The 16,360-nt window shown below is 59.6% G+C and carries 12 protein-coding genes, 1 tRNA gene and 1 pseudogene; 2 read left to right on the top strand and 12 right to left on the bottom strand.

The genetic code is table 11. The features are described 5' to 3' along the window. Window positions 1–63 precede the first annotated feature (63 nt). Complete coding sequence (locus NMA58_RS15210; protein ID WP_434713436.1) at window positions 64–345, top strand: DUF982 domain-containing protein; 282 nt, start codon at window positions 64–66, stop codon at window positions 343–345. A 616-nt stretch (window positions 346–961) separates the two neighbouring features. Here NMA58_RS15210 and NMA58_RS15205 read toward each other — a convergent pair. From NMA58_RS15205 to leuS, 7 genes are all read right to left on the bottom strand, one after another. Continuing rightward, the gene (locus NMA58_RS15205) at window positions 962–2,335 is read right to left on the bottom strand and encodes a DUF882 domain-containing protein (RefSeq protein WP_434710962.1); all 1,374 of its coding nucleotides are present in this window, start codon (window positions 2,333–2,335) and stop codon (window positions 962–964) included. Window positions 2,336–2,663: 328 nt separating this feature from the next. Then, complete coding sequence (locus NMA58_RS15200) at window positions 2,664–4,181, bottom strand: FAD-dependent oxidoreductase (RefSeq protein ID WP_434710960.1); 1,518 nt, start codon at window positions 4,179–4,181, stop codon at window positions 2,664–2,666. Between the two features lie 42 nt (window positions 4,182–4,223). Beyond that, window positions 4,224–5,166, bottom strand: a protein-coding gene (locus NMA58_RS15195) for an IS630 family transposase (RefSeq protein WP_434710958.1) whose coding sequence is annotated in 2 segments (ribosomal slippage) — window positions 4,224–4,829 and window positions 4,831–5,166 — 942 coding nt in all. Because the reading frame shifts where the segments join, the coding sequence is not laid out codon by codon here. 268 nt (window positions 5,167–5,434) lie between these two features. Further along, complete coding sequence (locus NMA58_RS15190) at window positions 5,435–7,417, bottom strand: acyltransferase family protein (RefSeq protein ID WP_434710956.1); 1,983 nt, start codon at window positions 7,415–7,417, stop codon at window positions 5,435–5,437. A gap of 220 nt (window positions 7,418–7,637) precedes the next feature. Further along, window positions 7,638–8,057: a hypothetical protein gene (locus NMA58_RS15185; protein ID WP_434710954.1), complete on the bottom strand. Its 420-nt coding sequence runs from the start codon at window positions 8,055–8,057 to the stop codon at window positions 7,638–7,640. Next, window positions 8,054–8,755 (bottom strand): hypothetical protein, encoded by a 702-nt coding sequence (locus NMA58_RS15180; RefSeq protein ID WP_434710952.1) that lies wholly within the window; start codon window positions 8,753–8,755, stop codon window positions 8,054–8,056. Before NMA58_RS15180 ends, NMA58_RS15185 begins: the two co-directional genes overlap by 4 nt. 149 nt (window positions 8,756–8,904) lie before the next feature. Continuing rightward, window positions 8,905–11,430 carry a leucine--tRNA ligase gene (gene leuS / locus NMA58_RS15175; protein WP_434713435.1) on the bottom strand — a complete coding sequence of 842 codons (2,526 nt, stop codon included), beginning with the start codon at window positions 11,428–11,430 and terminating at the stop codon, window positions 8,905–8,907. 333 nt (window positions 11,431–11,763) lie between these two features. Here leuS and NMA58_RS15170 point away from each other — a divergent pair. Continuing rightward, a pseudogene (locus tag NMA58_RS15170) lies at window positions 11,764–11,951 on the top strand (helix-turn-helix domain-containing protein); the annotation flags it as partial. Window positions 11,952–11,967: 16 nt separating this feature from the next. Here NMA58_RS15170 and NMA58_RS15165 read toward each other — a convergent pair. The 5 genes from NMA58_RS15165 to xylF form a co-directional block, all read right to left on the bottom strand. Then, entirely contained in the window at window positions 11,968–12,294 is a 327-nt protein-coding gene (locus tag NMA58_RS15165) for a hypothetical protein (RefSeq protein WP_434710950.1), read from the bottom strand. Window positions 12,295–12,547: 253 nt separating this feature from the next. Continuing rightward, window positions 12,548–12,624, bottom strand: a tRNA-Arg gene (locus NMA58_RS15160). A 204-nt stretch (window positions 12,625–12,828) separates the two neighbouring features. Further along, window positions 12,829–13,611, bottom strand: coding sequence for an ATP-binding cassette domain-containing protein (locus NMA58_RS15155; protein ID WP_003581354.1), 783 nt, complete (start codon window positions 13,609–13,611; stop codon window positions 12,829–12,831). Between the two features lie 14 nt (window positions 13,612–13,625). Next, window positions 13,626–14,939, bottom strand: a complete 1,314-nt coding sequence (locus tag NMA58_RS15150) for a sugar ABC transporter permease (protein WP_434710948.1) — start codon at window positions 14,937–14,939, stop codon at window positions 13,626–13,628. 260 nt (window positions 14,940–15,199) lie between these two features. Then, window positions 15,200–16,240, bottom strand: coding sequence for a D-xylose ABC transporter substrate-binding protein (gene xylF, locus NMA58_RS15145; protein WP_085860222.1), 1,041 nt, complete (start codon window positions 16,238–16,240; stop codon window positions 15,200–15,202). Window positions 16,241–16,360 lie beyond the last annotated feature (120 nt).

Here is a 16,360-nt window from a genome sequence, read left to right as displayed (position 1 = left end):
AACCCGGCGCCTGCGTTTCAGCGGATGGGGAAGGCTTCTTGTGAGGTGAAGGAACGAATGGCAATACAGACGGTCGGAATTGTAGACTGGCACACAAGCGAAGACTTCGCGCCTCTGATGCTTGTGATGGGCGGTCAGGAAAAACACAGGCTGGTCCGGTCGCTCGGCGAGGTCGCCGGCGCGCTTGTCGCCGCCTGGCCGACGGATGACGGCCGGGAATATATAGCGGCCGTAAAGACTTGCCTGGACGCGATCCAGGGCAATATTTCGCCCGATAAGGCGCGCGCCGCCCTCATTCGCGCCGCGGAGGAAGCCGGAATACGGGTGATCGCGGTTGTTCACTGAGACAGTGAGATGAGCCGGCGGCATATGCGCAGCGCCGTTCGGGCCGCATAAGATGCTGGCGCCGGCGGCGATCATCGATTTACGCGTTGCTTTGCCGCTGTTCGCAATCGGATCTCAGAAAAGTCTCGAGGTAGTGTGGATCGCACAGAGCATAGGGGTGCGCGCGGAGACAGGAGAGACTCCCTCTGCGCGATCCGAAGCAAGAAACGCCGGCGGGCCGCAAGAGTTTCCGTACGATGCCGTACAGAGCAAAGTACTTCAGCAAAAAAAGCCCCGCTGGATTGCGGGGCTGCTAAGAGTTGGAAAGGACAAATGCGAAGTCGACTGAGCGACGATCACATCCGCACTCTTAACTCACGGGCATTGAAGAAGTTCCTATGACTTATGATCTTGTTGATACGGCTCAGAAGCACTGAGCGAGTGATGATATATTTCAAACCTTGCGTTGAGATATTTTAACAGCTCTGTTGATCCGATGGGTACGGAGAGAAGAGCATCTCTGCTATTGCCGTGTCGCTATTAGCTCTCCGCCATTGTACCCACAGCACCGGAGCAATTCTCTGACGCAAGCTTAGAAACGACTTCTGACCCCTATGCATCTGTCGTTTTTCGGTGGTCAACCCTCCGGGAGCGGCGAAAACCGCTCGGCGTCGAACGGACCTGTGGCGGCGACTGGAACGGGGTTCTCGTCTGAAGCCGCGACATTCGCCTCGCGATGGACCGTGCGTGGGGAAAGGCGAGGCGCGCTCAATGCGATCGCCGCGCCGGGAGAATGCAGCGCCCATTGCATCAGCGCCGCTTCTGACGTCGATCCAAGGAAATCTGCTTCTTCCCAGGAAGCGGTCATCGGCAGGGAGGCGATCATGTCGGCGCCCTGTCTGGAGGTCTGCTGTGCAGCAGCGACGGGATGGAAGCGGGCGTGGGCCGGCAATGCAGGCGCGGGTTTCTCCGGAAGTGCTGAAATCGGGCCGATCGAGGCAGTCACCAGCCTGTCGTCCGCGCCCGCGTCCTGCGCCAGGGCGAGGGGGCGCATCGCCGGTATCGGAATGGGGAGAGATGAAAGATCGGGAGCGGAGCCTTTGTCATCTCGCTCGACCGCACCGGTCTGCTGCGCCAGCGCATTCAATGCCCGGCTTTTCGGCGTCGGCAGCAGCGCGGTCACCAGCTTGCTGTCTGTGGTGTCGCCGCTCGGCGTGGTGGAGGCTCCCGCGTCTTCGTCTTCTCCGGCGGTGCTGGCGATCTCGATCGAGGTGGAGCTGACGCGTTTCCTGTAGTTCGCAACCGCCTGATCATATCCCGGCAGCGGCCGGCCGTCGGCCGGAAGATGCATCGTCTTCCCATTCGGGAATATGCGCGCGAGTTCCTGCCGGGACATGCGGGGCCAGGCCCGGACATTGCCGACGTCGAGATGCACGAAGGGCGATCCCGAGGTCGGATAATATCCGACACCGCCGACCTGCATCTGCATGGCAATGGCACGCAGCGTCGCAAGCTTCACGCCGGGAACGTAGAAATCCATCGCCTTGCCCAGCATGTGCTGGCTCTTCTTGGCGACGCCAGTGCTGCGCGAACGGTTGCGCAGCATGTTGTTGGTGGCTGGGGAACGATAGGCGGAGACGACGTGGATATAATCCTTGCCGCCGCTCTTCTTATACACCTCCCAGACCAGGTCGAGCAGCCGCGGGTCCATCCGTGTCGGCTCATTCCTTCGCCAGTCGCGCAGAAACCGGTTGATCTGGGCAAGGCCCCTGGAATCGAACTTTCCATCCCGCTTGTAGGTGATCGTGGCCCTCTCGCCCGTGTGGGTGAAGAAAAGCTTCAGCGCCCGATCTTCCGCCGAGGCAAGGGATGCAGAACCGGCAAGTGCTGGCAGCGCAAAGAGAGCCGGCAGAATGGTCTGCGCTGCGAAGCGTTTGGCCCGCGACAGGAGCGCGGCAATTCCGCCCAAGGCTTCACCCGACAAACCCTGTGAATACTCCAACACGAACAATCCCGTCCCACACCAAACATTCGACGACGGGCGGAAACCTCCGCATCCATCCAGCTCAGTAAAGCCAGCTTATGGTCAACAAATTGCTAACGAGCGCATGTGGAGGTTCGGCGAATTGAATGTGGGCCGTCCGAGGCGTCAAGCCCGTTCATGTGCGCACCACTTTGAGCTTGATCTGGGCGAGGCGGTTTGCATCGAACCTTCCGTCGCGCCCCTCTCGCCCGTAAGCGCGAAGAACTTTCAGGGCACGACCATCCGATCAGGCCGGCCCTCGCCGTCTGATCATCTTACCCGCCTGCGGGACCTGAATGAGCAACAGAAGGGACTATTAAATGCCGGCCAACGGCGAGACAGCCGGGCCGTTCAAAGCGGTGCCGTCGACGGCGAAATGTGAGCCATGGCAAGGACAATCCCAGCAGCGCTCAAGGGAATTCCAGTGCACGTGGCAGCCTATATGGGTGCAAGATGCCGATTGTTTGTAGAGCACCCCAGCCTCTGTTCGGAAGGCGGCGATCTTGGTGAGCCCCTCCCGGACAATGGCGCCTTCACCGGGCTTTAACTTATCGACGGAATCGCGTTCGCCAGGCGCGACATACTCTGCGAAATTCTTGATCGCCGTCGCATTCTCCATCAGGTAATCGCCGATCGCCCGCGGCGTCTTGCGCGAGGGCTCGTACAGTTCCCGCCACGGACTGTCGCCGTTGAGAACGAGATCGCGGATCAACAGTGAAGCGACCACGCCATGGGTCACGCCTTCGCCGGAATCGCCGGTGACGACGAACACGCGTCGATTGCCGGGATTGCGGCCGATGAAGGCGGCGTAGTCGATCGTCTCCATCACCTGGCCCGACCAGCGATGGGTCTCGGCTCCGATATCCGGCACCAGACGCCTGGTCCAGGCCGTCAAGGCGGCGAAGCGCTCTCCGGCATCGTCGACGGCGCCGGTTTTGTGGTCTTCACCGCCGACGATGAGAAAGTCCGTCGCGCCGTCACCGGGTTGCAGACGCACGTAATGATAGGGATCTTCCATGTCCCAATAGAGCCCATCTGCGATCGCCCCGCGTTTGATCTCGAAAGCCATCGCGTAGGTCCGATACGGCGCTTGCTTGGTGTGAATGGCGACGCGGTCATTGATCGGCGAATTGGTGGCGACCACGGCCCATTTGCCGGTGATGCTGAAGCCGGAGTTCGTCGACACACGGACACCGCCTTCTGTCTCCTCGACCTGCTCGACCACCGTGTCGCAGAAGAGTTTGCCGCCGCGAGCGCGAATGCCCGCCGTCAGCCCACGGAGATATTTGAGCGGATGGAAGGTCGCCTGATTGATATAGCGAAGCGCGGGTGTCGCAGCGCATCCCGCAAATGGCAGGCCCGTGACTTTTTCGACCGCGGCGCCGATTCGCAGTGCGGCGTCGAATTCGCGTTTGAGATCGGCTTCCTCACCTTCGGACGATGGAAACAGGAACACGTCGACACGTCTGAAATCACAGGCGATACCTTCGGACCCTTGGATCGCTTCGATCCGGTCGATCGCAGCCGATTGGCTCTCATGAAACTGCCGGGCCAGATCGCGCCCTCGAAGATCAATCAACTTGGAAAAATAGTCGTCGCATATGGATGACAGATGCGCCGTCGTGCGGGCCGTCATGCCGCTGCCTATCTGGCCGCGATCGATGACATCAACCTTCTGCCCTGCAAGGGCGAGTTCGTAGGCTACCGACAAGCCGGCAATTCCGGAGCCGATGACAACGGCATCGGCCTCATCGTTCCCAGCGAGTGGAGTGGCGTCGGGCATAACCCTGAGCGAGGCCCACAAGGAGACAGTTCTTTCGTCGCTCACATTCATGGCGCACATCTCCGAACAAGTATTTCCTAGAGCCTGCTGCTTTCATACGGAAGCATATCCTGAGTTTGTGAGGTAGTTTGCGCATTCTGCTGGCGAGAAGCAGTCGAGCATTTCACCAGCCTTGCGCCATGTCGCTTCGATTGTGCGAGGCTGTTCTCTCCTAATTAGGTGCTTGAGCTTGGCAAAGACTTGCTCGATGGGATTGAGGTCCGGGCTGTAAGGCGGCAGGAAGAAGAGGTGCGCGCCTGCGGCCCGGATGGCACGACGGACAGCTTGGCCCTTATGGCTGCCGAGATTGTCGAGGATGACGATGTCGCCCTTGGCGAGCGTGGGCACGAGGATCCTCTGGATATAGAGGGTAAAGAGTTCGCCGTTGATCGGCCCATCGATGACCCAAGGGGCGTCGATGCGGTCGCAGCGCAAGGCGGCAATGAATGTCAGGGTTTTCCAGTGCCCATGCGGAACCGCGGCACATAGGCGTTGACCACGCGGTGCCCACCCCCTGAGGGGCGCCATGTTGGTCTTGATCCAGGTCTCATCGAGAAAGACCAGCCGCTGCGCTTCGATCCGCCGTTGATGGGTCTTCCAACGCAACCGTTTCCTGGCGATATCCATCCGCGTCTGCTCGGCCGGCAGAACCGTTTTTTTTGAAACTCAGGCCCTCGGCCCGGACGAACACCCAAACGGCGCGTCGCTCGGTCTTGATGCCGCGTTCGGCCAGTTCCGCCACAAGGCCTCGCGTCGTGAACGGGCCGGATCGACAGCGCTGGCGCAGCCAGTCGGCCCGTTCGCCGGACAAAGTCCGCTGCTTGCGACCGCCGACGCGGCCGGGCGTCAGAGCGCCGGTCTCCGCAAGGCGCTTCTTCCACTTCGAAACACAGGAGGGAGCAATCGCAAGTGCTGCTGCGATCGATCGTATCGTTTCTCCGGTGTTCAGGCGCGCCATCGCCCGTTCGCGAAGATCCTCAGAATATGGGTGCGTCATCCTTGCCGGCCGTCCTTTTCCGGTAGGACAGAGAATCATATTTCAGCTGATTTGCGAATCTGCGATTCTGAAAAATCGAAGCGTGCTCTAAATTGAAGAAGGCACGCAAAAGTTCCGTCGAGACATCACGCGCTTTGGAAACCGAGGGCCTGCTTCCGGCAGGTTCGGCGCCGCGCATCAAGCGTTGATGATTGAGATCAGCCCTACTGGGATGCCGAAAGCTCGGGCTTGAACACCAGGTTCACCGGCGTTCCCGGCATCTCGCCGCTTAGTTTGATGGAGAAGCGGAAGACGCGGGACCAGCGTTCGGCTCAGAACTTGCCGTTCGTTCGGCTTGCCCGGCGTGCGGCGGTACCAGGAAATCGAGGAGACCGTCGCTCCGCAGGTCAGCGGTTTTCTTTTCCAGAATGTCGCCAATCAAGGTCGTCAGAAATTCGGCTGTCATATGGTTCCAGTCTGTGATGAACGGAACACCCCTGCTGCTGGTGAGGCATTTCTCCTTGTCGTAATCGCAGTGAAGCTTGACGATATCGACGTAGGTGAACGGAAGACCGGAGGGGAAAAAGGGCATTTGCTCTAAAGGCTGGTTGGCCGGCGGATAGCTCGCCGATCGCAGGCAGATAGAGGCATCGGATTTTCTCTGAAACATCAGCCCCAGGCACGAGTGCAATTCGTCGAGCTGGAAATAATTTCCGAACACGAAAACGCGCGCATTATCCGAGTGGCTTTTCATCCAGGAAATAAGCTCGAACCTGAACGGGTTGACGGTGTATTCGAAAGGCCGAAGGCTCGTGAGGAAGATCGCTTTCGTTCGGCCGAGCAATGATTTGTCGTTGATATATTTTTCAAAGGGAATGCAGTATTTGTCGTAAATGCTGGCGCGTGAGGGGGCCTTCACACTATCGTTCTTGATCTCCACCATGCAGTTCAAATAGCTGAGCGCCACGAGTTGATACCGGTCGGTATCGACGTAATTTTTCAGCGCAATCGACCAGTTTCTGGCGTGCGAGTCCCCAATGATGAAGATAACGGGCTTCTCAGCTTGAATGTTGTCGTTCAAGCTTAGAAAAGTGCCTTCGAGCCGTGCTTCGTTCGCCTGCGCGACAGGTGAATAGACTTCATCCAGCCTGTGAGGAAAACCGGCCATCGTGATTGCTGAAAGGACAACAGCTGCGATGGTTGCAACGGATGAGCTCAGGGTGATCCAGAGAGCGCGGCTTCTCCTGGTGTGGCGAAAGGGCTTTTCAATGACGACAAAGCTGGCGACTGAGACCAGGACCGTCACCGCGATGGCGAGAAACTTGTCGCCGTTGCCGAAATCCAAGCTTGTCAGCCGCCAGAAGGCGAAGACCGGATAATGCCACAAATATAACGAGTAGGACACCAACCCGGTGATTGCCGCGGGCCGAGAAGCCAGCAGGCGCCCGGCTGCGTTCTCACGGCTGGCGAATGCGAGCACAAGACAGGTCCCGATGACGGGGATCACAGTGACCCGGCCAGGGTGAACCGTATCCTTTCCAAACAAGATGAGCGAACCAAGAATGAGGATAAGCCCGGCCGCCGCGAGCAACGGCTGGGGGCGAGGCCGTCCACGCCGCACCTCGTAATAGGCGAGCAGTGTTCCGGCCAGCAGTTCCCACGCCCGGGTGAGCGGCGAATAGAAGGCCTGCTGCGGATCGTGCCGCACCGTGACGTAACAGAATACAAAGCTGAGGGCTGCCGCGACCAACACGCATGGCAAAAACCTTGATTTCAGGTATCGGCGCACGATCAGCAACAAGACCGGAAAGGCGATATAAAACTGCTCTTCGACGCTCAACGACCAGGTGTGAAGAAAAGGCTTGAGAAGGGTATTGGGCTCCCCGTACTGGGCCGCCGTAAAATAAAAATAGATGTTCGATCCAAACAGCAGCGAAGAACCTACGGAGTTCGCGTAGTCCGTGAGTTCCAACGGCAACAAAAAATAATAGGCGAAGGGCATTGTCGCGAAAATGACCGCGAACAATGCAGGCAGAATTCGCCGCGCGCGCCGGGCATAAAATTTCAGGAAATCGATACGTCCCGTCGCTTCGATCTCCGTCAGCAAAATCCGGGAAATCAGGAAGCCGCTGATCACAAAAAATACATCGACGCCGATATACCCACCGGAAAGCAGCGTGTGGCCGGCAACCGTGAATTCGGCGTGGTAAAGAATAACCGCGATCACCGATATGGCCCTGAGGCCATCAATCTCTGGTCTGTAAACCTTCAATGCCAGCGGCCTTCATATCGAGAGCGTACTTGGTCGCGCGCAAGATTGGCGCTTTTGGTGCTGCCTAACACAGAGATCCTGGAGGGAGAACAGGATCGCCGGAGAAAAGATTTAGGGGCGGGGCCGATTTCAATCTTTATTTTCTGCGCTGTTGTAAATCAGCATTCCGGAACCTTCGTGATCACTGGCGGTATTGATCTGGCATTGGGGTTGATTGCGCCTACATCGGAAGGGCACGGATTTTGGTCCCTTTATTAATCGGCACTTCATGCATTGATGGCGGCGCAAGCAAACGAGTAATCTGCAGCATCTCAGGCCATCGCCAGACAAGTATCGAAGCGACTTGGTTCATGGGCGTTTTCTGATAGGCGGGCGCCAATATGAAGCCATGCAGCCCAGCCGATCTTAGCGCCGCCCGCTCGGCCGGATTCTTGAGGACGCGGCCATCGCCTGAAACGAACATCCATTCGTCGTTGGAACGGCGCAAGAAATCGATCCACTCCACATCCTTCGAGTGGCGGCCATTTGGCAGGCCAGTTACATCGCGGATGTGAATTGCGTGATGGCCGTCGTGATGAATGAACCCATGCAGGGTGCTGGCAAGAATCGGAGACGTGCAGTTGTCGAAGAAGACGTTCACGCCGCTAGCCGCTGCTCCATCATGGCTTCGAATTCCACCGCATGCCGGACGGAAGCCTCGCTTACGTCGTAGGCCTTCGCTGCACCACGGATGCCGCCCTCTTGTTCCGCAGCCGCTGCGAGCACAGCGGTTGGCACACTCGAAGCGGCGTCGATCGGCTGCCCGAATGAGCGTGCCGGATCTACGATGACGTTGAGCCGCCGTCCGCCCGGCCACCAGGTAAGCGGGTTGCCATCGGAACTGAAATCGACAGTTTTCAGGACAGGATCGAGAATGCCGTTGAATACGAACTGACGTCGAAAGAGGTTCAGCAGATGCTCGCGCTCTTCACCGTCCTCATCCTTCTGGATGATATGAAGGAAGATTTCACGGCCATCCGTGCGAAAACGGTTTGTCGATAGCGGCCGAGCCTCGCCAATCACTTCCTTAGCTGTGTCGATCGCCGCCCGCACCTTGATTGCCGATACGCCGGCTGCGATGAATGCGTCTGCAACGCGAGCCTCCATCAGATCGCGAAAGCCAAGGAAAACCCGCTCGTCTCCGAGCGAGATTTCCGGTGTCCATAAAGGCGGATAGAACTTGTTTCCAATGCGGTGGCCGCGCAGCCACCGTGAGAGCTTGCCGGGCGATATGCGCAGCAGCCTGCCTGCTTCCGCAGGGGTGTAGAGGCCGACACCGATCAAGTTCTCTGTTTCCATGGCGCTATAGTCCATTCAGTTGATTCCCTGTCAACGCCTTCAGAGACGATGTCGTCTAATTTGGTTGTATGGGTTGCGTTTCATCTTTGCCGCGACTTTCGTTGCTGGACGTGCCGCTGTCGCCACCAACGGCAGCGGCTCCGAATTTGCTAGTCGGCAACCACGAAGTTCACGAGCCGCCCGGGAACGACAATTTCCTTCAGCACCGTCTTCCCCATCAGCTTCGCCTCAACGTCAGCTTCCCTCGCAGCCAGCGCCACGAGTTCGTCATCGCTGATAGTCGGAGCAGCTTGAATCCTTCCCCGGAGTTTGCCGTTCACCTGGACGATAATTTCACGGATATCATCATCGGCGAGAGCGGGATCGTATGTCGGCCAGGGTTCATGCGACAGACTCTTCGGATGACCCAGCCTTCTCCACAGTTCCTCGGCAATGTGCGGCGCGAACGGTGCCAGCAGCAGAACAAAGGATTCGACCACTGATCGTGGCCTGGCGTCCAGCCCCGTCAATGCGTTCGACAACTCCATCAGTTTCGAGATCGCTGTGTTGAAGCGCAGAGCCTCGATGTCATCGCCGACAGACTTGATCGTCTTGTGCAGAATTCGCGCGATCGCTGAGGACGGCTCCGCATCCATAATTTTGCTCGACAACATGCCATCCTCTCCAATTGCGATCCGCCATACGCGATGGAGGAAGCGGCTGACCCCGGCCACGCCGGACATCTGCCAAGGCTTGGCAGCGTCCAATGGCCCCATGAAGAGTTCATAGAGACGCAGGGCGTCGGCGCCGTATCGTTCGACCACCTCGTCAGGATTGACGACATTGAACCTCGACTTCGACATCTTCTCGACCTGGCGCTCGACCTCGATTTCTCCGACATCCCAGCGACCGTCGCGCTCGGCCGCGTCCTCGGGTCGATAGTACCTCTCAGTTGCATCCTTGTAGCTGAAGGCCAGGATCATGCCCTGGTTGAACAGCTTGCGGAACGGCTCCTTGGACGTCACGACGCCGATGTCGAACAGGACTTTGTGCCAGAAGCGCGCGTAGAGCAGATGCAGCACCGCGTGCTCGGCTCCTCCCACATAGAGATCGACGGGCAGCCAGTATTTCTCCTTCTCGGGATCGATCGGCGCGGTCATGTTCCAAGGATCGGCAAAGCGCAGGTAATACCAGCACGATCCCGCCCATTGCGGCATCGTGTTGGTTTCCCGCAGAGCGTCCATGCCGGATTTCGGATCGACCGTCCGCACCCAATCGCCCGCCCGTGCCAGCGGCGGCTCCCCATCGGGCGTTGGCCTGTACTCGTTGAGTTGGGGAGGCAGCAGTGGCAGGGCGTCCTCCGGCAGGGGCACGATACTGCCGTCGGCGGCATGCAGGATAGGAAACGGCTCTCCCCAGTATCTCTGCCGCGAAAACAGCCAGTCGCGCAGCTTGTACGCGATGCGCGCCACGCCAACACCTTGCTCGGTCATCCAGGAGATCGCAGCCGTTCTCGCCGCTTTCGTCTCCATTCCATCCAGGAATCTGGAGTTGACCATTAATCCTTCCCCGGTCCACGCAGCGGTCGGCCCATCGCCGGAGGGGGAGCCAGATGCCGACACGACTTCGACGATCGGCAGCCCGAACATCTCAGCGAAATCGCGGTCGCGGTCGTCATGGGCGGGAACGGCCATGATTGCTCCGGTGCCGTAGTTCATCACTATGTAGTCAGCGACCCATACCGGAATCCGCGAACCATTGGCCGGGTTGATCGCATAGGCTCCGGTGAACACGCCGCCTTTCCACTGGGCTTGCGACTTCTCTATCGCGCTCATTGCCGCCGCGCGGGCGCGGTAGGCGTCGACCTCTCCGCGTTGGCCGGCGGAAGCGATGGTATCGATCGCAGGGTGCTCAGGGGAGAGGACCATGAAAGTAGCGCCGAAGATCGTTTCCGGACGCTTGGTGTAAACTGTCAGGGAACTCCCGCTACCCTCGACATCGAAAGTCACGTCAGCACCTTCCGATCTGCCGATCCAGTTGCGCTGCATCGCCTTGATGCCATCAGGCCAGTCCAGCTCGTCCAGATCCGCGAGCAGGCGGTCGGCATAGGCAGTGATTTTCAGCATCCACTGCCGCATCGTGCGCCGCTCCACCGGGTCTCCGGTTTCCACGTAGCGGCCGTCCTTCACTTCCTCGTTGGCAAGCACGGTACCTTGTGCCGGGCACCAGTTGACGGCAACGTCCGCCTGGTAGGCCAAGCCGGTCTTATACATTTGCAGGAAGATCCATTGCGTCCATCGCATGAACGCGGGATCGGTGGTCGAAATCTCCCGACTCCAATCGTAGGAAAAGCCCAGACGCCGGACCTGCTTCCTGAAATTCGCGATGTTGCGCCGCGTGGTGATCGCCGGATGGACGCCGGTCCGCACGGCGTATCGCTCGGCGGGCAGCCCGTAGGCATCCCAGCCCATCGGATGCAGGACATTGAAGCCCATCATGCGCTTGTAGCGAGCCACGACGTCGGTCGCGGTATAGCCTTCCGGATGACCGACATGCAGGCCGTCGCCGGACGGATAGGGAAACATGTCCAGGACATAATATTTCGGACGGCTTTGCTCGTCCCCGGTTCTGAACGTCTGGTTTTCTTCCCAGTATCGCTGCCATCGCGGCTCGATCGTCTTGGGGTCATATGGCATTGCGACTTCCCTTCCGTCTCGAAATTCCGACCGAAGAGGAATGGCAACAAAAAACCCGCCTCTTCGGCGGGTTGCTGCATCTTTAAAAACGCGAGCGCGTGCTAACCCACCATCGGAATGATGGCGAGTAGGAGCTTGGAATGGGTGCGCGCGGTGTTCATGTCTTTTTTGATGACACGGAACCGCTTTCCTGTCCAGCCGCCGGCGGCGCGGTTGGTTTGACAATTGACCGATGCCCGACTTGAGAGATAGGTGACGTTTCGTACCGGAGACATGGGTAACACTTTTCGCTTTTTGTGGGAGGTGTTGACGCCATGGAAAGAGACTTAGGTGATGGAGGAACGTCCACGATTTGTCGCCGCTGCTTGAGGGCGAAGGCATGAGCGATGTGTGCCGGGAGTTCGGCATCTCGCGCAGACTGGCTACAAGATCTCCAATCGCTACAAGGAGGACGGGCTGGAGGTCCTGACCGACCGGTCGCGTCGTCCGGTGCGCTATGCGATCAGTTGCCGGAGCCAGTCGGCTTTAACCATGCCCTCAGAATTTCGGGCTCTCCTCATAGCCTTCCAACTCAGGGCAGCCCCTGATGTTGGCGAAACCGATCGTTCGCCGGTCGCCCGATTCATCCAGACCTCTGAGCACGATGATATTCTCATCCTGCTGCATGATCTCGCTGCGATAGATGCCGGCCCGAAGCGCACGGTTTTTCGCCTGACTTATATTGCATTGCCCGGGCGGCGGGGTGACATGCCAATATCTCGTGCCTTGCCCATCCGACTGCCATCCGACAGAAGCGGCAAATCCCGACGCGCTGGATAGCAGCATGACAGACGACAATATCAGGCTGGGTAGAACCGGTTTCATGCAATCTCCGTAAGCCGTGGCGTTTCCGTGATCCCCAGCGTCCATTTGTCCCTGTTGCAACGGACAAACCGGTTTTCCGATAGTGTCGCTATGGTAGATGACTTACGCTAACACCGTGCTAACGCCGGCTGCGGCCGCTATTCGCCGATATTGAAAATAACGAGTTTTCCGGAGCGGTTAGCATTGCGCTGCCGATATTGCCGTTATGAGGAAGAGCGCAAAAGCCGATAATTCAACAATTTCGATAAGATGATGGCGCACCCGACAGGATTCGAACCTGTGACCTTTGGAATCGGAATCCAACACTCTATCCAGCTGAGCTACGGGTGCATGCCTGAGGCGGTTTGAATCGCCTGTCCGATGGGTGGTTCTTAGCCTAGCTTGCGGCCGGCTTCAATCGCGAAATTCTCGGAAATACCGATGCTTGCAATTTGGCGGGCGTTTTTATCCGTCAGCCTGGGGAATGCCACATAAAAACTCCGCCGGTCTTGCGAGCGGCGGAGCTTGGTTGTCGGGGGCAGGGCGCCGGTGGCGTCAGATCTGCATGGCGCCGGGGCCGGGGATGGCTTTCGGCGGCACCTTGCCGAGGATGATCATGCCGAGCACCTCGTCCTTGGTCACGTCCTCGGTGCGGGCGTGGCCCACCACCTGGCCGTTCTTCATCACGGAGACGCGGTCGGCGAGGTCGAAGACGTCGTGGATGTCGTGGCTGATGAGGAAGATGCCGATGCCTTCCTTCTTCAGCTGCTTGATCAGCTCGCCCACCTGCGCCGTCTCCTGCGGCCCAAGCGCCGCCGTCGGCTCGTCCATGATCAGGATGCGGGCGTTGAAGAGGATGGCGCGGGCGATCGCCACCGATTGCCGCTGGCCGCCCGAAAGCGCCTTCACCGGCTCCTTGAAGCGCTTGAAGTTGGGGTTCAAGCGTCCCATCACCTGGCGCGCCGAGGCTTCCATCGCCACGTCGTCGAGCGTGCCCCAGCGGGTCTTCAGCTCGCGGCCGAGATAGAGGTTGGCGGCGGCGTCGACATTGTCAGCCACGGCAAGCGTCTGGTAGATCGTCTCGATGCCGTATTTCTTGGCATCGCGCGGATTGCGGATGTCGGCCGGCTCGCCATTGATCAGGATCTCGCCGCCATCGCGCTTGTAGGCGCCGGAGAGGATCTTGATCAGCGTCGATTTGCCGGCGCCGTTATGGCCGAGCAGGGCCACCACTTCGCCGGGGTAGAGATCGACCGAGGCGTTGTCCACGGCGTGAATGCCGCCGAAGGAGATCGAGATGTTTTTCAGTTCCACGAGGGGAGTGCGTTGATCAGCCATATCTGGAGCTCCTCTCACTTGGCACGGGCGCGGTAGACGGTGTCGAGCCAGACCGCCACGACAAGGACGGTGCCGACGACGACGCTCTGCAGCGGCGTGTCGACATGCGCCAGCACCATGCCGGATTGCAGAGACTGCATGACGAGCGCACCGAGCATGGCGCCGGCGATGGTGCCGGTGCCGCCTGCCAGCGACGTCCCGCCGATTACGGCGGCGGCGATGGTGTAGAGCTCGTCGAGCGTGCCTTGCGAGTTCGTCGCCGCATTGAGGCGGGCGGTGGAAATCGCCGCCGCAATGGCTGCGAGCACGCCCATCAGCGCGAAGATGCGCACCGTCACCCAGCGGGTCTTGATGCCGGCGAGCTCGGCCGCCTCGGGGTTGCCGCCGATCGCGAAGACATAGCGGCCGAAGCGCAGGCGAGTGGCGATGAAGGTCATGATGATGCCGACGACGATGGCGATCAGCACCGGCACGGCTATGCCGTAGGGAATGTCGAGGCCGGTTTCCGGCCAGGGGATATTGTTGGTTTCGGCATATTTCTTGGCGATGTTGACAGGCCAGTAATAGCTGTTGGCGATCGAGACGGCGCCGAGGATCAGGAAGCAGCTGAGGGTAGCGAGAAAATATTCCGCCCAGATCGGCCGGCGCGGAAAGCCGAAGCGGCGGCGCTGATGGCGCGAGCCGATGATGCTGGCGATAACGAAGAGGCAGGCGGCGATGCCGACGACCCAGCTCCAGGTGGCGCCGATCGAGCCCTCGGCGCCCCCGCCCATGATGCGGAAGGTCTGGTCCATGGGGGCAACCGTCTGGCCGCTGGTGACGAGCCAGGTGGCACCCCGCCAGACGAGCAGGCCGCCGAGGGTGACGATGAAGGAGGGAACGTTGAGGAAGGCGATGATCATGCCCTGGAAGGTGCCGATCAGGCCGCCGGCGATGATGCCGATCAGCAGCGTGATCACCCAGGTGAAGGGGCTGTCGAAGCCGATATATTCAGGCAGGATCTTCGCCTGCGTCACGCCCATGATCATGCCGCAGAGGCCGAGCACGGAACCGACCGAAAGGTCGATGTTGCGGGTGACGATGATCAGCACCATGCCCGTCGTCATGATCGCGATGTCGGTCGTCTGGACCGAGAGGTTCCAGAGATTGCGCGGGGTCAGGAACAGGCCGCCGGTGATGATGTGGAAACCGATCCAGATGATGACGAGCGCGCCGATCATGCCGAGCAGGCGGGTGTCGATCTCGGTCGCGCGGAAGAAGCGGGTCACCGGATTGGCTTCCGCCGTTCGCGGCCCGCTTGAAGTCGTTGATTTTAGCATGTCGGCCATGGGTTTGCCGTTCCCCCATTCTTGTTTAGACGGGCGCCTGCGTGCTGGAGCTTGGCCAAAGGCGCCATTCGTCTGTCTTCAACTGACCATCGCGATGCTTCCGGAAGCCGGTCGCGTGGCGTCGCGACGCTCTTCCGGCAGGGAATGCAAGTCTGCGATGGTGTGGCGAGGCGGAGAAAACTTCGTCTTGGAATTCCCGTCCGCATCCGGCGCCGCAGCGGTGTCCGTTGCGGCGCCGGTCATTCTAGTTCAAAGCTGGCTTACTTGCAGGCGGCAACCGTGCCGGCCTTGACGCCCTGGCAGGCTTCAGCCTTGGAGATCCAGCCAGCGTCGATGACGACGTTCAGATTGTCCTTGGTGATAGCGAGCGGCTTCAGGAAGACGGACTGCATTTCCACGCCCTTCGGTCCGCCCTTGAAGGCCTGAGCGCCGTCGATCTTGCTCATGTCCTTGCCGCCGGCGAGGTCGAGAGCGATTTCAGCGGCGCGCTTGCCGAGTTCGCGGCTGTCCTTCCAGACGGAAACAGTCTGCGTGCCGAGCGCGATGCGGTTAAGCGCCGCCTTGTCGCCGTCCTGGCCGGAGACCGGAACGGAGCCGGCGAGGCCCTGGGCGTCGAGCGCTGCGATCGCGCCGCCGGCCGTGCCGTCGTTGGAGGCGACGACGGCGTCAACCTTGTTGTTGTTGGCGGTCAGGAACTGCTCCATGTTGCGCTGAGCATTCTCCGGCAGCCAGCCGTCGGTATAGGCTTCGCCGACATTCTTGATCTTGCCGGCGTCGATCGCAGCCTTCAGCACTTCCTGTTGGCCCGAGAACAGGAAGTCGGCGTTTGGGTCGGAAGAAGAGCCCTTGATGAAGACGTAGTTGCCTTCCGGCTTGGCCTTGAACACGCCCTCAGCCTGCAGGCGGCCGACTTCCTTGTTGTCGAAGGTGATGTAGAAGGCAGCCGGGTTTTCGATCAGGCGGTCGTAGCCGACGACCGGAATGCCTTCGGCAGCGGCCTTTTCGATGGCCGGGCCGATAGCGTCGGAGTCCTGGGCGAGAATGATCAGCGCGTTGGCGCCCTGCGAGATCAGCGATTCGACGTCGGTCAGCTGCTTGGCGGCCGAGGACTGCGCGTCGGCGGAAATATATTTGGCGCCCTTGGCTTCGAGAGCCTTCTTGATGGCGGCTTCATCGGTCTTCCAGCGCTCTTCCTGGAAATTCGACCAGGAAACGCCGACGACGAGATCGGCAGCCATGGCGGCAGTATGCACGGAAACGAGAATGGCAGCCCCTGCCATCAGTTTCATAATAGACTTCATAATTGTCCTCCCGAATGAGTTGCGACCGGCCCAGCCCATGCTTCCTCCGGCCACCGCGAAAGCTGTCGAGATTTTTTTCTCGACAGTCGAGAAATTAACTGTCAGAGATTTTTTCAACTG

This window comes from Rhizobium sp. YTUHZ045, from assembly GCF_051124255.1.
Taxonomy (GTDB): domain Bacteria; phylum Pseudomonadota; class Alphaproteobacteria; order Rhizobiales; family Rhizobiaceae; genus Rhizobium.
This window is presented reverse-complemented; position numbering and strand designations above follow the sequence as displayed.